We start from the raw sequence: 19,754 nt of genomic DNA on the forward strand, positions 1-19,754 counted from the left end.
GTCATCCTCGTTCTTTGAATTGTGCAATCATATAATAGGCGTAGGCTTCTTTAACCTCTTTTGCCTGAGTACGGCCAATAGGAAACTGCTCTTGATTGTGCATGACTACGGAAGTAGCTGTAAACTTATGGACATGTTCCAGATTAACAATAACGGAACGATGAATAAGCATAAATGGACGGTTTAGTTTACTTATATATTCTGAAATTGTACCTGGAATTATGTAATGCTGCGTAGAGGTAATGATCTTTAGTCGGTTTTTAGCCAAGGAATGTTTGATTTTAACAATCGCAATAATGTCAGAATTTTTGATCACCATATGTCCATCTTCAGTTTTAATCATTAGAAACCTATTTACAGAAGAAATGATATAGTTACATAGCTTTATTATCTTTGCCTCAAAACACTCATAGTTTACTGGTTTAATCAAATAATGGTAGGGTTGCACATCAAAGCTGCTCATTACGTACTGCGGATAGTTTGTCAAGAATATAATTTGAACCTCCCGATCCGGAAGTGCACGGATTTTTTTTGCAACCTCGATTCCATTTAATCCTCTCAGTTCAATATCCATTAGAAGTATATGAAAAGGATAACTACTCTGTTGATTATAATAGTGAAGCAATTCCTCACCGGAGGTAAAATATTGAGTCTCGAAAGAGTAAGCCGTGCTTTTCATAAGTCTTGGGAGATATTCCTTTAGCAAATCGTGTTCCTTTTTCTCGTCATCGCATACGGCTATGCGTAACAAAGCCATCCCCCCCCATAATTAAATTTGTTAATCTTCAGAGATACCAAAACCTGACACGAAACGTCATTCAGCCTCCTATTCCAACCATTAGCTACCAAATTACCCCAAATATTCTTTTATATGATATATTGATAGCGTTATCAATGTCAAACCGAAGCTTGAAAGTAGAAGAGGATATATTCTATGAATGATAAGGATACCCTTGAAAAACTTATCGGATTATTTAAAGCGCATAAAAAGAATTTATGTATTATTTTTCTGCTCTTAATATTTTCTACTTTGATTAGTTCCATTTTGCCGATGTTCAACAAAATTATTATTGATGAAGGATTTATGAAATCAGATGTTAGAACCATTATTTTAACGGCAATCTACATCTTTCTTTTGTCTATGTTCAGTAGCTTTTTAGATTTGCTCAAAGAAAAACGAAGAATAAAAATAGCTTCAAATATTATCTACTCCTTGCATAAAGCTGCATTTGATCGACTTATGAAAGTGAAAGTGAAATATTTCACTGATAAAAACTGCAGTGAAATTTTAAATCGCGTTAGCACCGATATATCGAATATTTCGCAAATAACGGATGGTAGCATGCTTTTTATTGTTAGTCAGTGTTTTAGTTTGGTAGGAGGAGTTATTGGACTTTTTATCATAAGTTGGGAACTTACACTAATTGTGCTTATTTTAATCCCTATAGAATATTTAATTTTGAAATCGTTTGCTAAAAAAAGAAAGTCTCTTGCGGAAAAATACATCACGAAGGATGGAGAATATTCGCATTGGTTTGAGGATAGTTTGAATGGTGTGAAGGAAACAAGGCTTTTTAATTTATTCATTTTCAAAGAAAAAGAATTTGCAGACAAGCAGAATCAAGTAATAACCTCCCATATGGGAATCAGTTTATTGGATAATTGGCGGATTACTGTGGAGAGATTTCTAATTGGAGGACTAGTTCTTCTAATATATGCTTCTGGATCGACGATGATATTAGATTCAAAGCTTTCGGTAGGAAGTATATTTGCATTTATTACCTATAGCGCTTATGTGACCACTCCTATCTCATCGATGTTGAATATTGGATACTTATTGTCGGGAATAATGCCTTCTGCCCGAAGGTATTATTCATTGCTCGAGGAAGAAATCGAAGCTTGTGATGTAGAATCCGCCAACATTGGTATGAAGCGACTCAACCCTTTTGGGAGCATTCAGTTTGAAAATGTAAGCTTTGCTTATGATACTGAACTGATCTTGTCAAATGTGAATTTCACGATTGGCAGCCATGAGAAAGTGGCCATTGTAGGAATGAATGGTTCGGGGAAGTCTACAATCCTAAATTTAATCCAGAGGTTTTACGAACCACTTGCAGGAAAAATTTTATTTGACGGAGTGGATATTAAGGCTATTAATTTGAATGAATATCGGGAATTAATTTCGACTGTTAGTCAAGAGATATATCTTTTTGACACAACCATCGAAAATAACATAAAACTTTACAGTGAAAACCATGAGGAGCAGTATAGACAGGCTATTGAGGCTACCCAATTATTAGAGAAGGATACAAGCCGGTTTGAGGATTATGTCGTAGGTTCTAATGGGAACAAGTTGTCCGGTGGACAAAAACAAAAAATCGCGATAGCCAGAGCATTAGTAAAAAGCAGGCCTATGGTGATTTTTGATGAAGCGACCTCCAACCTTGATCTTCACTCTGAACAAGCCATCAACCATCTATTAGATACAGCACTCAGTAACAATACAGTGATTATAGTCAGTCATAGGCCGGAAATTCTGAAGCATGTGGATAGAGTAATCTTTTTAGAAAAAGGCCAGGTCTCCGCTATTGGACTTCATGAGAAGTTGTCTTATACAAATGAAAGGTATCGGCTCATCACACAACAGCATCAATTCGTTTAATGGGTTTACCCTTCGAGTGATTTAAATATCAAATATTGATATTTAGATAAATACGATTTGAAAGGAGGAATAGGCATATGAAACAACTTGTAAAAAGAACAAATGCAAATTATGAAACGTTGGAGGCATATGCAGCTTGCAGTGCATGTCCTTGTTATGCATGTACATGCAATGCCAGCGGATCAAACAAAGCAGCCATGAAACAAGTAACCTATACTGGTAACTCCATGAAGATGACTGCTATTGGAATCGGGTAGTAAGTGCAATCTTAAGTATAGCTAAGAGCAGGATGGCTAAATGGCTTTATTAAAAAAGCTGTCCTGCTTCACTTTTAGAGTGGGGGGAGTTCAGGTGCCAGTATTTCATTTATTTGAAACGGTAACGGGAAAATATATGTTCGATGCGAATGCAAATACATTTCTTAAATTAAATGAAAGATCTTATCAGGCTTTGTTGAACTATAGAAATTCAAACTTTGAACAAGTGGAACCGGAGATTCAAAACTTATTTGATTCCGGTTTTTTGGCGGAGAAACAGGATTTTGAGATGATTCATCCCATGAGCGACTCTTTGCAGCACAATTTAAGCAGAAGCGTTGGCTCGATAACTTTGCAGGTCACGCAAAACTGTAATTTAAGATGCAGCTATTGCGCGTATTCAGGGAGCTACTTACACAGAGTACATACCAATAAGAGAATGAAAAAAGAGGTTGCTTTGAAAGCAATTAAGTTTTTGATTGAGCACTCCGTAGATTCTCCAATTATTAATATTGGATTTTATGGAGGAGAGCCCTTACTGGAAATGGACTTAATAAAAGCTTGTGTTGCTTATGCCAGAGAACAAAGTGCGGGCAAAGAACTAACGTTTAACCTTACTACAAACGCAACTTTAATTACCGACGAAACCTTAGAGTTCTTATCTTCTAATGATTTTAATTTAACGATCAGCCTGGACGGCGATGAAGTCGCGCATGATAGAAACCGAGTTTTTGCGGTAAATAATAAAGGCAGTTTTCAGACTATTATGGATAATATTGAAAATATCAAAAACAAAACACCAGACTATGTTGATAAAGTGATGTTCAATGCAGTAATTGATCCAAATTCAGATTTTAGCTGTTCCACAAACTTTTTTTCAAACTATGAGACCGTAAAAGACTTTGCTGTTATGGCAAGTGATATAGCAAGTAGCTACAAAAAAAGTGAGTCCTTAATCAATGACAGTTTTATCAAGATGTATAATTACGAAGTTTTCAAATTATTTCTTTATAAATTTGATAGGCTTAAGAAAAATGATGTATCCAAGCTGGTGATGGAAAGCTTTGATCAAATCCAGGAGAATGTCCATAACAGGCTTAGAATCTCTTTCTATGATGTAAAAAAAGACCATCATTCCGGACCGTGTGTTCCAGGAGTACAACGATTGTTTGTGAATGCTGACGGTGCTCTGTATCCCTGTGAAAGAGTTAGTGAAGCATCTAGTGTAATGAGGATTGGGCATATAGATACAGGCTTTGAATTGGATAATATCCGGAACATACTAAACATTGGAACAATAACGGAGAAAGAATGCAAAGAGTGCTGGGCCTTTAGATATTGCACTTCTTGTGCAATGGCCGCAGATGATATCAGTGAGTTTTCTGCTGCCAAAAAATTAAGTATCTGCAATAAAGTTAAAGAAAACACTGAGAGTTTGTTTAAAGATTATTGCGTACTAAGAGAGTTAGGCTACGACTTTGATAAAGAAAAAGTGTAATGGGGGAGACAATGGTGAAAAAAAGAGCAATTGTTTATCCATATCATGCAGATTTCGGTCCGGTCGTCAGATTCTCCAATTTACTGGGCAACTATGAGCTTGTTTCATTAATGGCACCTTTAGGTTTTGGACTGAATGAAAAAGATGCAGCGTACAGCTATTATGGTGAGGATGTGGGTATAAAAGTTAAAGATTCTTTTTCAGATGATGAATTTGATGTGTTAATGATTTGTGAATTTGAATGCAGTTTTGAAAAAGTGGTGTTCCCGACAATTATCAAAGCCGCAGAGATGGGGAAAGATATTGTTCTGCTTAACAGATGTGCTGATCATGAAGTTGAAATGGTAAAGAAGGTATGCCTGAAAAATAATGTGGAACTCACAAGTTTTTTTGGAATTGACATTGACAGAACGAAAGTAGAACTCGTTGAGAAAATACTGCTGGATATTAATGTTCCGATAATCTGCGTGGCGAGTCTTATGGAAAAATCCAATAAATTTGATGTTCAGCTTAGCCTAAGGGATTATTTCTTGAAAGAAGGGTACAAAGTAAGTCAAATTGGGACAAAATCTTATTGTGAGATTATGGGATTTCATTCTTTTCCTGATTTTATGTTTAATCATAAAGAAGCGGAGATAGATAAAATATTTCTTTTTAATCACTTCTGTAAATATATTGAATTGAACGAACGACCTGATGTAATGATTATCGGAATTCCAGGCGGGACAATGGTATATAATAATCTGTTTACCAATAGATTTGGTATTACTGCATTCGAGGCGGCTAGTGCAATCCATCCGGATGTCGGTATTATGAACTTGACCTATGATGATTTTAATGGAGAGTTTCTCGATAAGATATGTGTGTCAACAAAGCATAAATTAGGTTTTGATATTGATTGTTTTAATATGTCAAATCATAAATTTGATACGGGCAGAAGCAAACAGGATAAAGAATTGAAGTTTTTTACGGTTGATTCTAAGTTGGTTGATGAAAAAATTGCACAAATATCGCTAGAGTCAAAGGTTCCTCTGTTTAATTCGTTAAATGGGACAGACACTTTGAAATTAGCAGAATGCTGTGAAGCTCTATTGTTACAGGAAAATATGCAAATCGTATAAAAGAAGGGTGATATTTATGGATCTGGATCAAGTGCGTGAACAGATAAACGAAATATTATTCGACGTAATGGGAATGGACAAGATCAAGCTTAATGAAAACTACTTCTATGAAGATTTATTGGGCGAGGCGATGCAGTTCTCACCACGGGATTTGTTGGTTCTATTTGTACATATTGAGGAAAAACTAAACATACAAATTCCGGAAACCGATATATTAAATGGATGCTTCAACAGCCTAGATCGAATTAATAATACAGTTTGCCGCATTCTACAGGAAAAAAGAATAAGGGAGTTGGTTTAAGTTGTTGAATGTAGCTTCACTCAGTAGCCTGAATCGTGCGGGGGCTGCAATGGTAATCCAGAAAAATAAGAGTTCAGAGATTTCATTTCAAGACGCGCTATCGACATCGAGTTCGGAAGCGGTTTTGACGGAATTGGAAAAAAAATTCGACATTAAAATCAACGTTCAAGCCATACCAAAGAACAATGAAGCAGTGAAAAGTGTATACTCTGGTAGTGTTGGCAAAGGGAATGTAACCATTGCTCCAAATATACTGAATCAGTCGGCAACAGATCCACAAATGCAAAAAAGGGTAGAAGCAATTATTCAGGATCATTTTGCTTCCAGCGCTAATGATAAACCCGGTGATGCCAGTGGCGTCATTATACATCCGGATGGAACAGCTACTTTTTGGGTGATTGGTGATTATTTAACACCTGCCGAGCGGGAGAAGATTAATAAAGAAGTAGAGGCAGAAAAAAAAAGAAAGGCGGAGCAGTTAGACTCGTTGAGTAAATTAAGTAGCAGCTCTAGCCTATCACAATTCGGGTTATTTATTGACAACTCCAATAATGGTGAAGAAGATAGCATGTATTTAAATAGTGTGCTACAAGCTAGTCTGGATTCGATGCTGCGGAAAAAGAACCTGTTTAATTAAATGATTAATCACTTTTTTAATCATGACTACCGCCTGGGTCAATGGATTTGTGACCAATGAGGCGGTTTTATTTTTGTCGATCTGTAAAAGGAGATGATGAACATCGAAGCTAAAGTGAAAATTGCCGTGATTGATGATGGTATCAACGAATATTTGCTAGGTGAACCGGTTGTTCAACAGTTGATCTTCAATGAAGATTTCACAATAGACGCTTATACAATAGACAGTCCCGAAAGAATAACTCACGGCACCATCTGCGCAGGCATAATTAAGCACTATTATCCGGAAATCTATATGTATAGCTTGAAGATATTGTCTGATACCTTAAGGGGAAATATCCAGAAGTTGTATAGTGCACTAGAATGGTGCGTTCAAAATGATATCCAAGTTGTAAATATCAGCTTGGGAAGCCATTGCTCAGCGGATTTATTAGAAACGCAGAGAGTTATAAACAAGGTTGCTGGTCAAGGCTTAGTTATTGTAAGTGCCGCAAGTAATCATGATTATATTACATATCCAGCTTCTTTTTCAAACGTTATAGGCGTTAAGAGAGAGGTAAGCAACACGCTGCACGAAGGGGAGTTTTATCTCAATGATAATATCATCGACGGTATAGAATTTACGGCTTTTGCTAGACATCATTTGAATGGTAAAGAGTGCAGCAACTCGAACAGCTTTGCCGCGCCCATGATTACAGCCAAAGTATGTGAACTCATTGGTAAATCTCACCTAACTAACTTGCAGCAAATAAAACTCATGTTGTCGAAAATGGCAAATAACTATAGGGACGATAAACACTTGTTTATTTGCTATGCTGACCCTGATTGGATAAGTGATATATTAGTATGCTATGTGAACGGAAAATGCAAATTGGACAATCGGAATCTTTGCGTTAACATACACGGTGAAATTGTCGTTCCCGCTGAGTCGGCTTATGATGCTGTTGATGCAGCCCTATTGGCTTACAATGAAAATATTGAGACTCTCGTTGTGATCAGCAGAGATCTTTACCCTGATGCTTATGTTGAATTACAGTGGATTGCTTCGAAATACAATAAAAATGTAGTGTTTATTGACAATTACCAAGGAAAAGATATGAACAAGATAGTTAACAATCAGTGTACTAACATTAAGTTATGGCATAGCTTATTCAAAATACACAACATTTACACACTTAACAGCACCCCGTTGCTGATCGAAGAGCCAATGGTTTCTATTTACATCCCTGCTGACACTGACTTTGAAGTTATTCTCTGGTTAAAAGGGCAATTTAAAAATAATAACTATAACAGTTATTTTGCATCGAATCACCCTATCGGAGTTTTATACGGAATAGACTATGTTCCTGAGACAAACTCAGCGCAGACATCTTCCTATTTTTCCTTAATTCTGAATAAGAAATCTTACGATATCGCGATATATGTCTTATATGGCTATGATATTTCGGATAAAATAGAAACGGATATTGAAATAGACATTGAACCATTAAACGGTTACTTTCAAGCAACTTTTGCTGTAAATGGCTTATGCCAGGAACGTATTATCAATATTAAACAGATTGATGAAACCTTTATCGGAGAACTTTATAATTCTATAGTTTATTTACTCTCTTAATGGGGGACAAAAATCATCAAACACTTAGAATACCCTCCATTAATAACTTCTTTGCTAGCCCCTCGTTAGTCGACTTCCGGATTCATCGTATTTACACTACAGTGATATCATCAGCCTTGTATTTACATGAGGATTCGATACACACACTACTCATAGCGAAATTATTATTCCAATGATAGATCCTATTTAAGTTTGACTTACTAAACATCTGGGTAAATGACGGAGTAGCGTTCTTGCTAGTTTTCGACAATTTCCTCTTACTGTGATTGCGGATAAGCGGAGTGACAAGATTTACAAATAGATTAACGAAGGTTTTTTAGGGTAGAATTGTCATCTAGTAGGGTTATATTCTGAGGGGATTTCGACATTCCAGAGAAGCCCCTATTTTTTTGTGTTCTGACACGGCTTCATATCTTGGTGCTCAACAGATATCATACATTGTCGAAATTTTGTCGAATAATATCATATAATGTAGAAAAATAATTGACAGGAAATGAATAGAACTTTAGAATTAGGTAGTAGCGTAATCATTACTATCATATAGAAGCGTACATAGCTTTTAGCAAGAATGATTATAAATGTGACTTCAAGGGAGGATGTACGATGATGAAAGCAACAGGCATAGTAAGAAAAGTGGATGAATTGGGACGTATCGTAATTCCTATTGAACTGCGTAGAACAATGGGAATCGACATAAAAGACCCGCTCGAAATTTTTGTAGACGCTGAAAAGATTATCCTTAGAAAATATGAGCCAACTTGTATCTTCTCCGGAAGCTCAGAAAACCTGATCAATTTCAAAGGTAAAATGGTAAGCAAAGATGTTCTTGATGAACTTATTGCAAGCTTTGATAGAGCATAATCCATATACCACATATGATTCCAAAAAAAAGAACCGGTATTACAAGCACAAGATGTGCCTGTAATACCGGTTCTTTTTTTTATGGTGTACTTTCGAAAGCGGGTTTTATTTAGACTCTAGCACACTTTGGATTTTTTTGATAAAAGCATCATATTGTACGAGGCCTAGCTCCATGCACAACTTCTGGTAGGAAGATAACTTGTAATCTAGCTGGTTCAACTTCTGTTCCAGATCGTCGTACATTGCCTGCTTTTCTATCAATGCTTGCCGAAGCAGATTATCTATGTTCTCTTTGTCCGTCTTTTCCCCAAAATACAGGTGCATAAAAAAGTCAGAACGCAGAACATCTTTTTCGGCTGGTGATTGTAGATAAGCGTGGAACTGATCCAAGCCGGCAGAGGTAATGGTGAATACATTTTTGTCGGGTTTGCCTTCCTGTCGCACAGATTCTTTAGTGATCAGATTCAGCTTTTCCATCTTGCTTAGGGTAGGATAGATCGTGCCATAGCTGGCATCGAAGAAAAATGAGAAGTATTCCTCGAAATGTCGTTTTATCTCGTAACCAGAATGAGGTTTTTCGCTTAAAATCCCCAGAATAACATCTTGTATGTTCATAAATCATTGCCGCTCCTTTCTTTCACTTCCTACCATATCACAACTGCATATCGCTCTCAATTTGAAATGGCATAGCCGGAGTGGCAAACTGTATAATTACGCATTTACTGACACGGGCTCTTGTTCTCGTGAGATCCGAGTTTCTTTACGAAGGAAAGTGACAAGTACGCTTAATACAGCAATTGTTGCCCCAATACAGAGTAAATAGAACATATCTTTCCATACCCCGTTACCCCCGATAACCAGGTCGAGCATACCATTAACTGCATAGTAAGCGGGCGAAAAGGGACCGATCCAGTTATAAAAAGGTGAAAGCACATCGCGTGGAATAGTTGCTCCGGACGCTAACATTTGCATGGAGAGAAGGGCAATATTTAGCCAGCCGCCAGCATCCCCGAGGAGCAGCAGACTAAACTGAGCAAGGATCATACAGGAGAGAATTACCGTGAACTCGAACAGCCACATAAGCAGAAAGCCACGATTAGAGTGGATACCGAGTGAGTTAACCATGATAGTTCCCACTAGTGAGATAAGCACAGCCGTTCCACCCATTATGACAAATCGGGCTGCAAAGCGATTCCATTTACTAAATTGTCCAGACAAGTTGGAGGAAGCTTTATGGAGATTCATCGCGAGTAACATAGCACCGGTAAATGAGGCGGTAACGATCATTAAGGGAACCATAGTTTGTGCAAAATTAGTTGTAGGGTTAATGATTTCGACGTTGGCGGAAATGCGGCTGCTTGCAGCACTTTTGATGATCTCCGCTTGTGCCTGCGGCAGATTCATAGCATCCAAGGTGTGGCTTAGTGCTGAATTACTGCTTTGAGTGTTCATTGCAGCCGTGACTTTAAGTGCTACCGTCTGCATGACATTGCTGACCATCTGCGGATTAGATTCATTTAAGAAGTAGTGGAGTTCAGTCTTTGCAGATGGATTACTGATCTGTCCAGTGAACCCTTGGGGAATATTGATAATCATGCGGATTTCTCTATGCTCAAGTGCTTCTTTTGCATTTTCTAGTTGGAGATCCTGTCTGGTTACGAACTGAAGTGATCCTGCAATCCCATCGACTATAGGCTGGGCATTTGTACCATCCTCATTAACAATAGCAATGGGCAACTGATCTACCCGATCCGTTACATGATCGTACCCTGTAATCCAAATTAAGCTGAAAAAAGCTTGGAACAACAGTGCAGTTATAATTCCAATGATGGTAGCAGGCTGCTTGAGGAAGCGTATGATTAATGGATTTGACATGGTTATTTCTCCTTTGTATTTCAAGTTGTAATATTACAGATTGAAATATAGCACAACGAAATATAAACTGCAACAGAAAAAGTTAAGAGCATGGACATTACAAAGCGATTTCATATATCATAGGGCTTGTACTGGAAATATCGCACAGATGAATGTCTTACCTGAAGTAGAACAGAATGGGGAGGAACAACAGATGAGTAACGAAGTACAAGGAACGGAACAAAACGTGGTTCATGCGAAACTGAACAAGCCAGAAGCGATTGTATTTGATATGGATGGAACATTGTTCCAGACTGAAAGTCTTTTATTGCCTGCATATCATAAAATGTTCGATATTTTGCGGGAAGAGGGACTATACGTAGGACCTACACCACCAGAAGAACGTATTCTAGGCTGCTTAGGAATGTTGCTGGCAGACATTTGGAAGAATGTTATGCCTGAAGCAGATGAAGCCGTGCACCGCCGGGCGGATGAATTGCTCCTGCAGCTGGAGATTGAAGGGCTTGAAGCCGGAGGCACACTACTGTATCCACAGGTGGTTGAGACACTGACAGCGCTTAAAGAGCGCGGAGTGAAGCTGTTTGTGGCTAGCAACGGGCTGGAGGATTATATTCACAGCATCGTTGTGGTGCATGAGCTTAAGGCGTTGTTCGAAGGCTTGTATAGTGCGGGAGGTCAAGGCACTGCGACTAAGACCGAGCTGCTACGTATTCTTTTGGATAATCATGGTATCAGCAGTGCCTGGATGGTTGGGGATCGTTCTTCTGATGTTCAGGCAGGTAAAGGAAATGGCCAGACCGTAATCGGCTGCGCCTATGCAGGCTTCGGACGTCAGGATGAGCTGAAGGGCTCTGATGTCATTATTACCTCCTTCGACGAATTGGTTGACTTATACGATAACGCAACGATTAGTGAATAAGAACTTACGATGGGGAGTTTGCTTAGCTTACAAGCAAGCGCTTGATCACATAAAAGACAACCTTCTTGAAGAAGGTTGTCTTTTTATTGAAGTCAAAAAGATGGTGCTTCAGTTGAAAGAAATCGGTATCGTCGTCAGGCAGTAAAGATATATACATAAATAAAGGAAGTAATCCGATAAAAAATGGAGAGGGTCTATATATGTTTTGCATGCCTAATATGTAAACCCTTTATGTTAAACTATCGTTCTCTGTGGGTTAAATTACCAATCGGATTCATTTACTTTAAAAGAAGTGACTCAATAAATGGCTCTATGTCAAAAGGTTTAGTCGTTGTTTCGTATCTACCGTATACATGACCGTTTCTATCGATTAAAAACTTCGAAAAATTCCACTTAACCCCATCGCCGGCATATATGTCCGGATACTTTTCCTGCAGAAAATCCTGCATCCATTTACCGCCTGATGTCTCAGTATCGAATCCTTGAAATGGTGCTTGCTGTGTTAGATATTGAAATAAAGGATGGGCAGACGGTCCCCTAACCTCAACTTTCTCAAATAAAGGAAACTTAACTCCAAAGTTGCTCTCACAATATTCATGTACTTCCGAGTTGCTTTCTGGCTCCTTCTCGTTGAATTGGTTACAAGGAAAACCAAGTATTTCAAACCCTTGCTCATGGTGAATTTCGTAAATTTTTTGGAGATCAGGTAATTGGCGAGAATAGCTGCACCTACTGGCAGTGTTCAGAATAAGCAGAACTTTTCCTCGATAAATGGACAATTCAACAGGCTCACCATGAATTGACTTTGCTTGAAAATCATAAATAGACATCAGACTATCCCTCCACGTTATTATTATAAATAACATAATAGCGCTATAGGCGTTTATTGGTCTAATATATAATAGAAATAATATTTATAGTATTAACCTATAACGGGCAACACTCGATCATTAATTACAATAAAAGTATTCCTCCAATATTCCCTTAGTTGTTACCGGTTAGTTTAATAGAAAAGAAGAGCTACCTTATAGGAAGCTCCCCCACTATCGTTTTCCGTTAGTGTAGTCTCTAAAATACAAATTCTTTCTCGTTGTTTTCCCCATCAAGATATCTAACCCTACAGTAATCTTTCCAATTATCCCAATTTGTTATACTGTCAACTTCCACGCGAAATAATTCATTATATGGCATATTCATCGGATTAGAAAAATCATAAAAAACAAGTTCATAAGGACATGCCCAATAGCATCCATCAATCACTATTAATTTTTTTTGTTGAAAATATATTATTTCCCCCCAGCAAAATCCATGACCTTTATATGCCTCTTCAGGAACATAATGTTTGGTTTGTTTATTTGATAAATTAACAATTGAATACCCTTGATAATCTAACCCACCTAAAAGATATTCTATGCCATTTATCTCTAACCAACTGAATAGAAATGTGCCGAAGTTTCTATATATTATGTCGATGGTTTTATGCTCACTATCCGTAATAATTCCTTTTGTATAATTATATCTAATAATACCTTCTACATGGTTATAGTGATGGATTTCAAGTTTAAACTTCCCTGATGGTGAATAAAAAATTTCAGTTTTCTCAGGATTGTAAAATTCATCTTGAAAATAGTACATCATCGTAGCTCTTTCACTGAGAAACTGAGTATCATTAACAATATTCCTCAAAGTTTTTCACCCCGCCTTAGTATTACAAATTGTACCATAATATCGGACATGCTATTACGCTTTTCTGCCTGTTAGCTACGTCGTTCGGTGACGCCAAAAGAAGCGTGTCTCCATTAAGGAGCACGCTTCTTTGTTGACCGGTATGATAATTGCCGCGGCGGTGCTTACTGCTGCTTAGCGTACCATTCGGAAAATTGTTTCTGGTATTCAGCGATATATTTGTCTATTCCCGCTGCTTTTAGTCTGTCCAGCGCTTTGGGGAAGGCGGTGTCATAATCGCTGAAGCCGCTGCCGATCGGAGCGAGGTATTCAGTGAATACGCCGTTCAGCTTCGTTTCTTCATTCTTGACGGGTGTATTGTCAAAGTTGAAGCCGGCACCTTTGGAAATGATAGCTCCATCGTCCCAAGCTTTATATTCTGCAATGAATTCGTCCGGTACCGTGTTATCGAAACGCATGAAGTTTTTGTTCATCAGCAGCCAGTCAGGGATCAGCGAATCAGTGGTTATTTTGGTCAAACGCCCGTTTTCATCCAGCGTATAGTCTGTTCCTTCTATCCCGTAGGCGAACAAGTCGTACAGCTCCTGGTTTTTTTGCAGCAGATTGAAGAACATGACGTAACGTTCAGGGTCTTTAGCTGCGGTGGAGACGAAAAAGGCGGTGCTGTAAGTGCCGCGGCTGATTTTTGGACGGCCGCTGCCGAGGAAATAGTTGACCAGTTTGGCATCAGGCACTGCTTGTGAGATGGTTGCCGCACCTTCGAATGGGCGTGCCGCTGTGCCGGCCCAGAACATCGCTTTACCGGAGTTCCAGTCAGACTGCAGCTGCGGAACATTGGTGGCGGCATATTTCGGAATGATTCCTTTTTCATACCAGCCGTGCATAAGGTTCGCATAACTCTTGAACTCTTCGGTTTCAAACCAGCTAATAATTTGATCATCCTTCACAGACTCATCTAGGGCAATAAAATCATTTTGCCAATAGAGGTTTTTGTCCGTGTAATCATATTGTAGGAGTCTGCGCGCATCGGTGTTGGCGTACCCGATCAGTTCGGGATGAATGGCATGGACCTTATCATAGAACTGCTCTAGTTCCCCCAGCGAAGTAACCTGCGTCATGCCGGCTTCTTCAAGCAAATCCTGTCTGACTAGTGCACTGTAGAATTCCGCAGAATTCGGTTTGTTGCCGACGGGGATCGCATACTGCTTGCCTTCCAGCTGAAAGGCTTTGAAGGAGGCCTCGTCCACATTTTTACTCAAATCAGCTGCTGCATCGGCATACGGAGTGAGGTCGGCATAAAGCCCCTTTGCCACAGATTTTACCATGTAATTGGCATCTGTATAAGTTGCGAAGTCTTCTCCTGTAGACAGCATTAAGTCAGTTTTGCCGCCGCCATATTCGGTCCAAGGAAGAAACTGAAATTCAACCTCAGCATTGATTTCTTTCTTAATAGTGTCGTAGAACGATGTCTTCGCTAGTTCCTTCATCCGGTTGGACTCATCCCCGTACAGCACAATTTTCAATTTGGCAGGAGTCAAGGCGCTGCCGTCTTTACTACCGCTATCCGTAGAGGAAGAGGTACCTTCATTTCCAGTCCCGGAACTAGGGGGAGCGCTTTCATTGTTGCCCTGAGCACAGCCACTTACCAAGAACACCGCAGCTAGGAGCAAACTTAACCAACCTTTTTTCTTTTTCATGATGAACCCTCCTGAAATAGAATCATAATGTTTGAGGCATCTATTGCAAAGGTTGAGCTCCCTTAAGTCCCATTGTACATCAAGAAGTAGGGGAGCATAAACCCGGTGCAACCGAACATAATTTGGTATCTTTGCTGGAAATTATCCTTTGACTGAACCTACGATAATGCCTTTGACAAAAAAGCGCTGAAGAAAAGGATATAAAATGGCGATTGGCAAAACGGTCAGACAGGTCATTGCCATTTTGGCTGTCTCCAGTGGCGGTGCGATGATAGCTCCACCAACTTGAGCAGCATTGCCGGAAGCCAGGAACTGAATGTTCGCCATCATGTTGTACATCAAATATTGGATCGTATAGAGATCCTGATCGGATACCAGCATTAGTGGCAAATAGAAGTCATTCCAGAATTGCAGTGCGTAAAAGAGCGAGATGGTGACCAGTCCGACGCGGCCCAGCGGAATCATAATGCTGAAGAAGATGCGCAGATGTCCGGCACCATCGATTTGCGCAGATTCCACGATTTCATGCGGGATGCTGCGAAAATAGTTAGCCATGAGAAACATCAGAAAGACGCTTAGCACATAAGGGATGAACAGACCGATGAGCGTATCGCCCAAATGATAATATTTGGTGCTAAGCAGATACCATGGCAGCGTTCCTCCGCTGAACAGCATTGTAAAATAGGCGAAGAAGGCGAAGAAATTTTTGAGCCGGAAGCTTTTAACGGAAATAACATAAGCGTAAGCGGTGGTCACCAATACGGCCGACACGGTACCCAGCACCGTAACGATCACCGACATGGAATACGCCCGCAGAATCTGCTGTGCCTTCGAGCCAAACAGGAATTCATAGGTTTCAAAGGTAAAGCCTCTGGGCCAGAACGAATAGCCTTCCGCGGCGATTCTGGATTCGGTAGATAATGAGCCGGATACTGCCAGAATAAACGGCGCTAGACAGATTACTGAAAATACGGCAATACAGATGTAAAAGAAAATGAGCAGGCCTTTGTTTTCGGTAGTTTGCATCTTATCAGTCTCCTAAAATAGTTTGCTGTCTTTGTCATACCAGCCGGCTAATTTGTTGGCCACCAGCACCAGGATGAAACCAAAGACGGATTGATAGAGCGTGATGGCTGAAGCAAAGCCGAATTCTCCGGAACGGATGGCTGTGCGGTATACATACACATCGATAATGTCGGTAGTCGGCAGAAGCAACGGATTCAGGAACGTTACCCCCATAATCATACTGAGATCGCCTTTTAGCATGCCCCCGATGCCCAGCAGCGTCATCAGAATGATCGACGGAATCAGCATTGGCACCGTAATTTTGGTGATAATCTGCCATCTGGAGGCACCATCGATTCTTGCAGCTTCATAATAGGAAGTGTCGATGCCTTGCAGCACCGCATAATAGATAATGGCGCCGTAACCAGCGCTTTTCCAGATATTCGCTAGCACGAGAATGATTACGAACAGCCAAGGGCTGGAATACCAGTCAACCTGAGAGAAGCCGAATGTCTGGAGCAACTGGTTCATAATACCTTTGTCGTAATCCAGCAGGGAGAACAGAATGGCTCCGATAATAATCCAGGAAATAAAATACGGGAAAAACATGACGCTCTGCGTGATTTTGATAAACCATTTGCTGCGCAGCTCATTTAGAATAATGGCGATGGCCACTGAAAAAAACGTGCCGGTTAGCATATACAGTGCATTTAACATCACCGTGTTGCGTGTAGCCCTAAGAGAATCTTCCATACTAGAGAAGAAAAACTCGAAATTAGAGAAGCCGGCCCACGGGCTGCCGAAGATTCCGTCGTTGAAGTTGTAATTTTTAAAGACGAGAATCAGACCACTCATCGGCAGATAAGCAAAAAGAATTAGAATGACGATTCCCGGAAGAGCGAGCAAATAAAGCGAGCTGTCCTTCCTTAGGGATTTACGGAAGCTCTTGGCTTTGGCCGTCCTGATTCCCGGACTTGGCATTCCTTGTGTCTCCGATGTAGCCTCTTGCATCATTAACAGTCCACTCCTTTATACTAGCGTTGTCATTTCCGTCCCTTGTTTAGGAGAACGCTTTACATGAAAATCATAAATCCACCCGGAATGTAAACGCTATCATAATAAACGGAAAAAAGTTAAAAAAAGCGGAAAAGGACGGCTTAAAAAAACGAAAAAAACAGAACTTTTTTGTTTTTTAGGTGCTAAAAAGCCTGATTTAAAGGGAAATTTCATAGTATATGCGACGCGAGGGATTATTCATAGAAAGTCAAAAAGGGGATGTCTCCGGCTATGAAAATGCTGCCGGGACATCCCCTTTGTTCCTTACTTTTAGCGGGTCAATCAGGAAGATTCTGCTTCTGCAGAATATGATTCATTCTCCATTTGGAAGGTGTAACCCCATAACGCTTTTTGAACTGGGTTGTAAAATAGGTGCTGCTGTTGTAGCCCACTTTCTCGGCAATTTCCCGGATATCCAAGCCAAGCTCAGTGACTAATAACATCTGCGCCTGCTCCAGACGCAGCAGGTTAACGAAATCGGGAAAGCTGCAGTTTACTTCGTCGGCAATAAGTCTACTGAGATAAGCGGGACTTAGCGATAGCTTGTCAGCAAGGGCATTAAGGGAGAGCCTGGAGTCATCATAATGATCTCTGATATAACAAATGGCTTCACCAGCAATGCTCTTGGTCTGTACAGCACTCATGCTGGCAATGCGCTCGTGGGCGGTATAACAGTTGTCTACAATCCAATTCCATAGCTTGTCATAGCTTTGGATCTGCCAGATATGCTGGTAATTATCTAGAAAGCCGGAATGCTGGACGTCTGCATTAAGCTCAGCCGTGCGACTGAGCTCAAAGACCAGTCTCGATAAAGCGATGGTGGCAGGCTCGACGCGGTAACTGCAGGCTACTGCCAGCAATCTCTCCACTGCCTGCGGAATATGGTTCGAGAGTTCCGTCTGCTTAACGGCTTGCAGTACCGGTTCAAGGGCACTGTCGGGCATTGGGCTGCTGTTCAGATGGATCGTATCATCGGCAAAGATGATGTTCTGCTGCACATGAAATTTAATATATTGCAGACAGTCTGCAGCCTCATTGTATTTAGTCCTTAGTAGGTTTAAATCATCCGTCAGCCCGCTGATTCCGAAGACGCAGCAGGCTCCGGAAAGCTGTAGCTGAGCGGCGATTACTTCCCATTTGCCGCGGTACAAAGTGTAATCGCCGAAGCTGCCGCTGTGAAGCTCGCTCAGAATAAGTACAGCAGTGCCCTGATGCGGGCGGAAGGATTGAATGGCTGCAAGTTCACAGAAGGCATGTTCAATCTGCTGTATGTTTTCCTCAAAGGTATGCCGGAAGTCGGAGTCTTGAGGTTGTTCGGGCTCCAGAGCGGCCAGCACGCATACACAATATGCTCCCCCAGCAGCGGCTATACTCATCAGGGGTGTCCTGCTGTTCTCCGGTGTTCTCTGCGGGGAAAGCAGCCACCGCATCAAGGCGCTATCATCGCTTTCTTTTTTTAGCTGCTCCAGCTTAACGCCAATCTGTTCGAGCTCCTGGCTTACGGTATCGAAATCGCCACCGGTTTTCAGCGCTTCTTCATTGCCAGATAGATGAGCGATATTGCCGAACAGCCGGCCGATTGGCTTATACATCCGCCGCGAGATCAGGTTGGCGGTTATAGATGCGGCGGCAATCAAGGCCAAGCATAGGCCAGTCATCAGATTGCGGGCATTGGAGATATCACGGATGCTATCCTTGTAGGAAGTCTCCGACACAAACCACAGCTTGTCCGCTGCAGAATATACATAAGTAATCAGCAGCGGCTCTTCACCTCCCCTATAGACAAAAGAGCCTCTCTCAGAGGTGGAGGACACCACCTGCTTTAACATGCCCTCTTCCAGAGGGATGTCAGATAATGCACTATGCATAAGCACAGATGCTTTTCCGTCAAGCACAGCGTAACGGGTGGCTTCGCCTTCTTTTTGCGTAAACAGATTATTCTGCAGCTTTCCCAAATTGACGGTCAGTGCTACCGCACCATTATATTCGCTATCCGCAAAAGCCCGGTCATTATAGAACACGGTGAGCAGGGTAATGGGGGTACCGTTATTCAAGGTTGCCTCCCACAGAAAAGGTGACTCAACAATGATGTTATCCCGCATTCGCGAGAACAGCTCCAGCTTCGATTCAGGGCTTAGCGGAAGGTTTTCGAACATGGCAACAGGCTCATCCACTCCCATGATGTAGGCATTCTCCATATATTGGTTCACAACCAATGCTCCGCGGATTTGGCTTAGGGCACTGTACAACTGGTCGCTCCAGCTGGTATCGCCATTCATCATGAGCGCGTTGATGTTTGGATTCCTATAGAAGTCCATAGCGTAGTTCTGGACGATCTCTTCATAGTTTGTAAAAACGGTTTCAGTATTCACCAGTACATTTTGGTTCGCCTTGTTGACATTATCTATCGTAATATTTCGGTACCAATAAAAGATCACTACAGCCAGTACTAGAATACAGCAAACTGAAATCGCGGTTAGGCTCATAAAAAAGCGGGAGTACAATTTCTTTCTTTTTCCCAAGCTGCTCACCCCTTCAGGTAAATCCTATTACACCCATTCTAGA

General features: G+C 40.7%; 19 protein-coding genes. 9 read left to right on the forward strand and 10 right to left on the reverse strand.

Features of this window, described 5'->3' with window-relative positions; translation table 11 throughout:
* Position 1: 1 nt before the first annotated feature.
* Positions 2-757, reverse strand: coding sequence for a LytTR family DNA-binding domain-containing protein (locus tag MHH86_RS09350; protein WP_179089046.1), 756 nt, complete (start codon positions 755-757; stop codon positions 2-4).
* 177 nt (positions 758-934) lie between these two features.
* Here MHH86_RS09350 and MHH86_RS09355 point away from each other — a divergent pair, with 177 nt between their 5' ends.
* The 8 genes from MHH86_RS09355 to MHH86_RS09390 all read left to right on the forward strand — a co-directional run bounded on the left by MHH86_RS09355 (position 935) and on the right by MHH86_RS09390 (position 8,951).
* Complete coding sequence (locus MHH86_RS09355) at positions 935-2,662, forward strand: ABC transporter ATP-binding protein (RefSeq protein ID WP_036684028.1); 1,728 nt, start codon at positions 935-937, stop codon at positions 2,660-2,662.
* A gap of 77 nt (positions 2,663-2,739) precedes the next feature.
* Positions 2,740-2,919 (forward strand): CLI_3235 family bacteriocin precursor, encoded by a 180-nt coding sequence (locus MHH86_RS09360; RefSeq protein WP_036684027.1) that lies wholly within the window; start codon positions 2,740-2,742, stop codon positions 2,917-2,919.
* A 40-nt stretch (positions 2,920-2,959) separates the two neighbouring features.
* On the forward strand, positions 2,960-4,417 hold the full coding sequence (gene ccpM, locus MHH86_RS09365) for a Cys-rich peptide radical SAM maturase CcpM (RefSeq protein WP_217904434.1): 1,458 nt from the start codon (positions 2,960-2,962) through the stop codon (positions 4,415-4,417).
* Between the two features lie 11 nt (positions 4,418-4,428).
* A complete protein-coding gene (locus tag MHH86_RS09370; protein ID WP_036684025.1) occupies positions 4,429-5,538 on the forward strand; it encodes a TIGR04066 family peptide maturation system protein in 1,110 nt (369 codons plus the stop codon).
* A gap of 16 nt (positions 5,539-5,554) precedes the next feature.
* On the forward strand, positions 5,555-5,839 hold the full coding sequence (locus tag MHH86_RS09375; RefSeq protein WP_076179650.1) for a hypothetical protein: 285 nt from the start codon (positions 5,555-5,557) through the stop codon (positions 5,837-5,839).
* A gap of 1 nt (position 5,840) precedes the next feature.
* Positions 5,841-6,476: a DUF6033 family protein gene (locus MHH86_RS09380; RefSeq protein ID WP_036684019.1), complete on the forward strand. Its 636-nt coding sequence runs from the start codon at positions 5,841-5,843 to the stop codon at positions 6,474-6,476.
* 93 nt (positions 6,477-6,569) lie between these two features.
* Positions 6,570-8,090: a S8 family serine peptidase gene (locus tag MHH86_RS09385; RefSeq protein ID WP_080742448.1), complete on the forward strand. Its 1,521-nt coding sequence runs from the start codon at positions 6,570-6,572 to the stop codon at positions 8,088-8,090.
* A gap of 603 nt (positions 8,091-8,693) precedes the next feature.
* Positions 8,694-8,951 carry an AbrB/MazE/SpoVT family DNA-binding domain-containing protein gene (locus MHH86_RS09390; protein ID WP_036684015.1) on the forward strand — a complete coding sequence of 86 codons (258 nt, stop codon included), beginning with the start codon at positions 8,694-8,696 and terminating at the stop codon, positions 8,949-8,951.
* A gap of 105 nt (positions 8,952-9,056) precedes the next feature.
* On the opposite strand, the gene MHH86_RS09395 is transcribed toward MHH86_RS09390, so the two are convergent.
* Positions 9,057-9,566 (reverse strand): PadR family transcriptional regulator, encoded by a 510-nt coding sequence (locus MHH86_RS09395; protein ID WP_036684013.1) that lies wholly within the window; start codon positions 9,564-9,566, stop codon positions 9,057-9,059.
* Between the two features lie 96 nt (positions 9,567-9,662).
* Entirely contained in the window at positions 9,663-10,826 is a 1,164-nt protein-coding gene (locus MHH86_RS09400; protein WP_342479690.1) for an ABC transporter permease, read from the reverse strand.
* Between the two features lie 193 nt (positions 10,827-11,019).
* Here MHH86_RS09400 and MHH86_RS09405 point away from each other — a divergent pair, with 193 nt between their 5' ends.
* Positions 11,020-11,745, forward strand: a complete 726-nt coding sequence (locus tag MHH86_RS09405) for an HAD hydrolase-like protein (RefSeq protein ID WP_051491308.1) — start codon at positions 11,020-11,022, stop codon at positions 11,743-11,745.
* 22 nt (positions 11,746-11,767) lie between these two features.
* On the opposite strand, the gene MHH86_RS09410 is transcribed toward MHH86_RS09405, so the two are convergent.
* The 7 genes from MHH86_RS09410 to MHH86_RS09440 all read right to left on the reverse strand — a co-directional run bounded on the left by MHH86_RS09410 (position 11,768) and on the right by MHH86_RS09440 (position 19,711).
* Positions 11,768-11,956 carry a hypothetical protein gene (locus MHH86_RS09410; protein ID WP_326058593.1) on the reverse strand — a complete coding sequence of 63 codons (189 nt, stop codon included), beginning with the start codon at positions 11,954-11,956 and terminating at the stop codon, positions 11,768-11,770.
* 67 nt (positions 11,957-12,023) lie between these two features.
* Positions 12,024-12,575: a glutathione peroxidase gene (locus tag MHH86_RS09415; protein ID WP_076099986.1), complete on the reverse strand. Its 552-nt coding sequence runs from the start codon at positions 12,573-12,575 to the stop codon at positions 12,024-12,026.
* Between the two features lie 238 nt (positions 12,576-12,813).
* The gene (locus tag MHH86_RS09420) at positions 12,814-13,431 is read right to left on the reverse strand and encodes a hypothetical protein (RefSeq protein WP_094902492.1); all 618 of its coding nucleotides are present in this window, start codon (positions 13,429-13,431) and stop codon (positions 12,814-12,816) included.
* Positions 13,432-13,595: 164 nt separating this feature from the next.
* Positions 13,596-15,128 carry a DUF3502 domain-containing protein gene (locus tag MHH86_RS09425; RefSeq protein ID WP_342479691.1) on the reverse strand — a complete coding sequence of 511 codons (1,533 nt, stop codon included), beginning with the start codon at positions 15,126-15,128 and terminating at the stop codon, positions 13,596-13,598.
* Between the two features lie 141 nt (positions 15,129-15,269).
* Positions 15,270-16,154 carry a carbohydrate ABC transporter permease gene (locus MHH86_RS09430; protein ID WP_038569639.1) on the reverse strand — a complete coding sequence of 295 codons (885 nt, stop codon included), beginning with the start codon at positions 16,152-16,154 and terminating at the stop codon, positions 15,270-15,272.
* 12 nt (positions 16,155-16,166) lie between these two features.
* Positions 16,167-17,147, reverse strand: a complete 981-nt coding sequence (locus tag MHH86_RS09435; protein ID WP_051491306.1) for an ABC transporter permease subunit — start codon at positions 17,145-17,147, stop codon at positions 16,167-16,169.
* Positions 17,148-17,467: 320 nt separating this feature from the next.
* The gene (locus tag MHH86_RS09440) at positions 17,468-19,711 is read right to left on the reverse strand and encodes a helix-turn-helix domain-containing protein (protein WP_342479692.1); all 2,244 of its coding nucleotides are present in this window, start codon (positions 19,709-19,711) and stop codon (positions 17,468-17,470) included.
* Positions 19,712-19,754 lie beyond the last annotated feature (43 nt).

The organism is Paenibacillus sp. FSL F4-0097, from assembly GCF_038593125.1.
Taxonomy (GTDB): Bacteria; Bacillota; Bacilli; order Paenibacillales; family Paenibacillaceae; genus Paenibacillus_AQ; species Paenibacillus_AQ odorifer.

Excerpts from the sequence above, each read along its gene's own strand:
- MHH86_RS09350 (WP_179089046.1), bottom strand. The coding sequence starts at position 757 with ATGGCTTTGTTACGCATAGCCGTATGCGATGACGAGAAAAAGGAACAC.
- MHH86_RS09355 (WP_036684028.1), top strand. The coding sequence starts at position 935 with ATGAATGATAAGGATACCCTTGAAAAACTTATCGGATTATTTAAAGCG.
- MHH86_RS09360 (WP_036684027.1), top strand. The coding sequence starts at position 2,740 with ATGAAACAACTTGTAAAAAGAACAAATGCAAATTATGAAACGTTGGAG.
- ccpM (WP_217904434.1), top strand. The coding sequence starts at position 2,960 with ATGGCTTTATTAAAAAAGCTGTCCTGCTTCACTTTTAGAGTGGGGGGA.
- MHH86_RS09370 (WP_036684025.1), top strand. The coding sequence starts at position 4,429 with ATGGTGAAAAAAAGAGCAATTGTTTATCCATATCATGCAGATTTCGGT.
- MHH86_RS09375 (WP_076179650.1), top strand. The coding sequence starts at position 5,555 with ATGGATCTGGATCAAGTGCGTGAACAGATAAACGAAATATTATTCGAC.
- MHH86_RS09385 (WP_080742448.1), top strand. The coding sequence starts at position 6,570 with ATGATGAACATCGAAGCTAAAGTGAAAATTGCCGTGATTGATGATGGT.
- MHH86_RS09390 (WP_036684015.1), top strand. The coding sequence starts at position 8,694 with ATGATGAAAGCAACAGGCATAGTAAGAAAAGTGGATGAATTGGGACGT.
- MHH86_RS09395 (WP_036684013.1), bottom strand. The coding sequence starts at position 9,566 with ATGAACATACAAGATGTTATTCTGGGGATTTTAAGCGAAAAACCTCAT.
- MHH86_RS09400 (WP_342479690.1), bottom strand. The coding sequence starts at position 10,826 with ATGTCAAATCCATTAATCATACGCTTCCTCAAGCAGCCTGCTACCATC.
- MHH86_RS09405 (WP_051491308.1), top strand. The coding sequence starts at position 11,020 with ATGAGTAACGAAGTACAAGGAACGGAACAAAACGTGGTTCATGCGAAA.
- MHH86_RS09410 (WP_326058593.1), bottom strand. The coding sequence starts at position 11,956 with ATGCAAAACATATATAGACCCTCTCCATTTTTTATCGGATTACTTCCT.
- MHH86_RS09415 (WP_076099986.1), bottom strand. The coding sequence starts at position 12,575 with ATGTCTATTTATGATTTTCAAGCAAAGTCAATTCATGGTGAGCCTGTT.
- MHH86_RS09425 (WP_342479691.1), bottom strand. The coding sequence starts at position 15,128 with ATGAAAAAGAAAAAAGGTTGGTTAAGTTTGCTCCTAGCTGCGGTGTTC.
- MHH86_RS09430 (WP_038569639.1), bottom strand. The coding sequence starts at position 16,154 with ATGCAAACTACCGAAAACAAAGGCCTGCTCATTTTCTTTTACATCTGT.
- MHH86_RS09435 (WP_051491306.1), bottom strand. The coding sequence starts at position 17,147 with ATGATGCAAGAGGCTACATCGGAGACACAAGGAATGCCAAGTCCGGGA.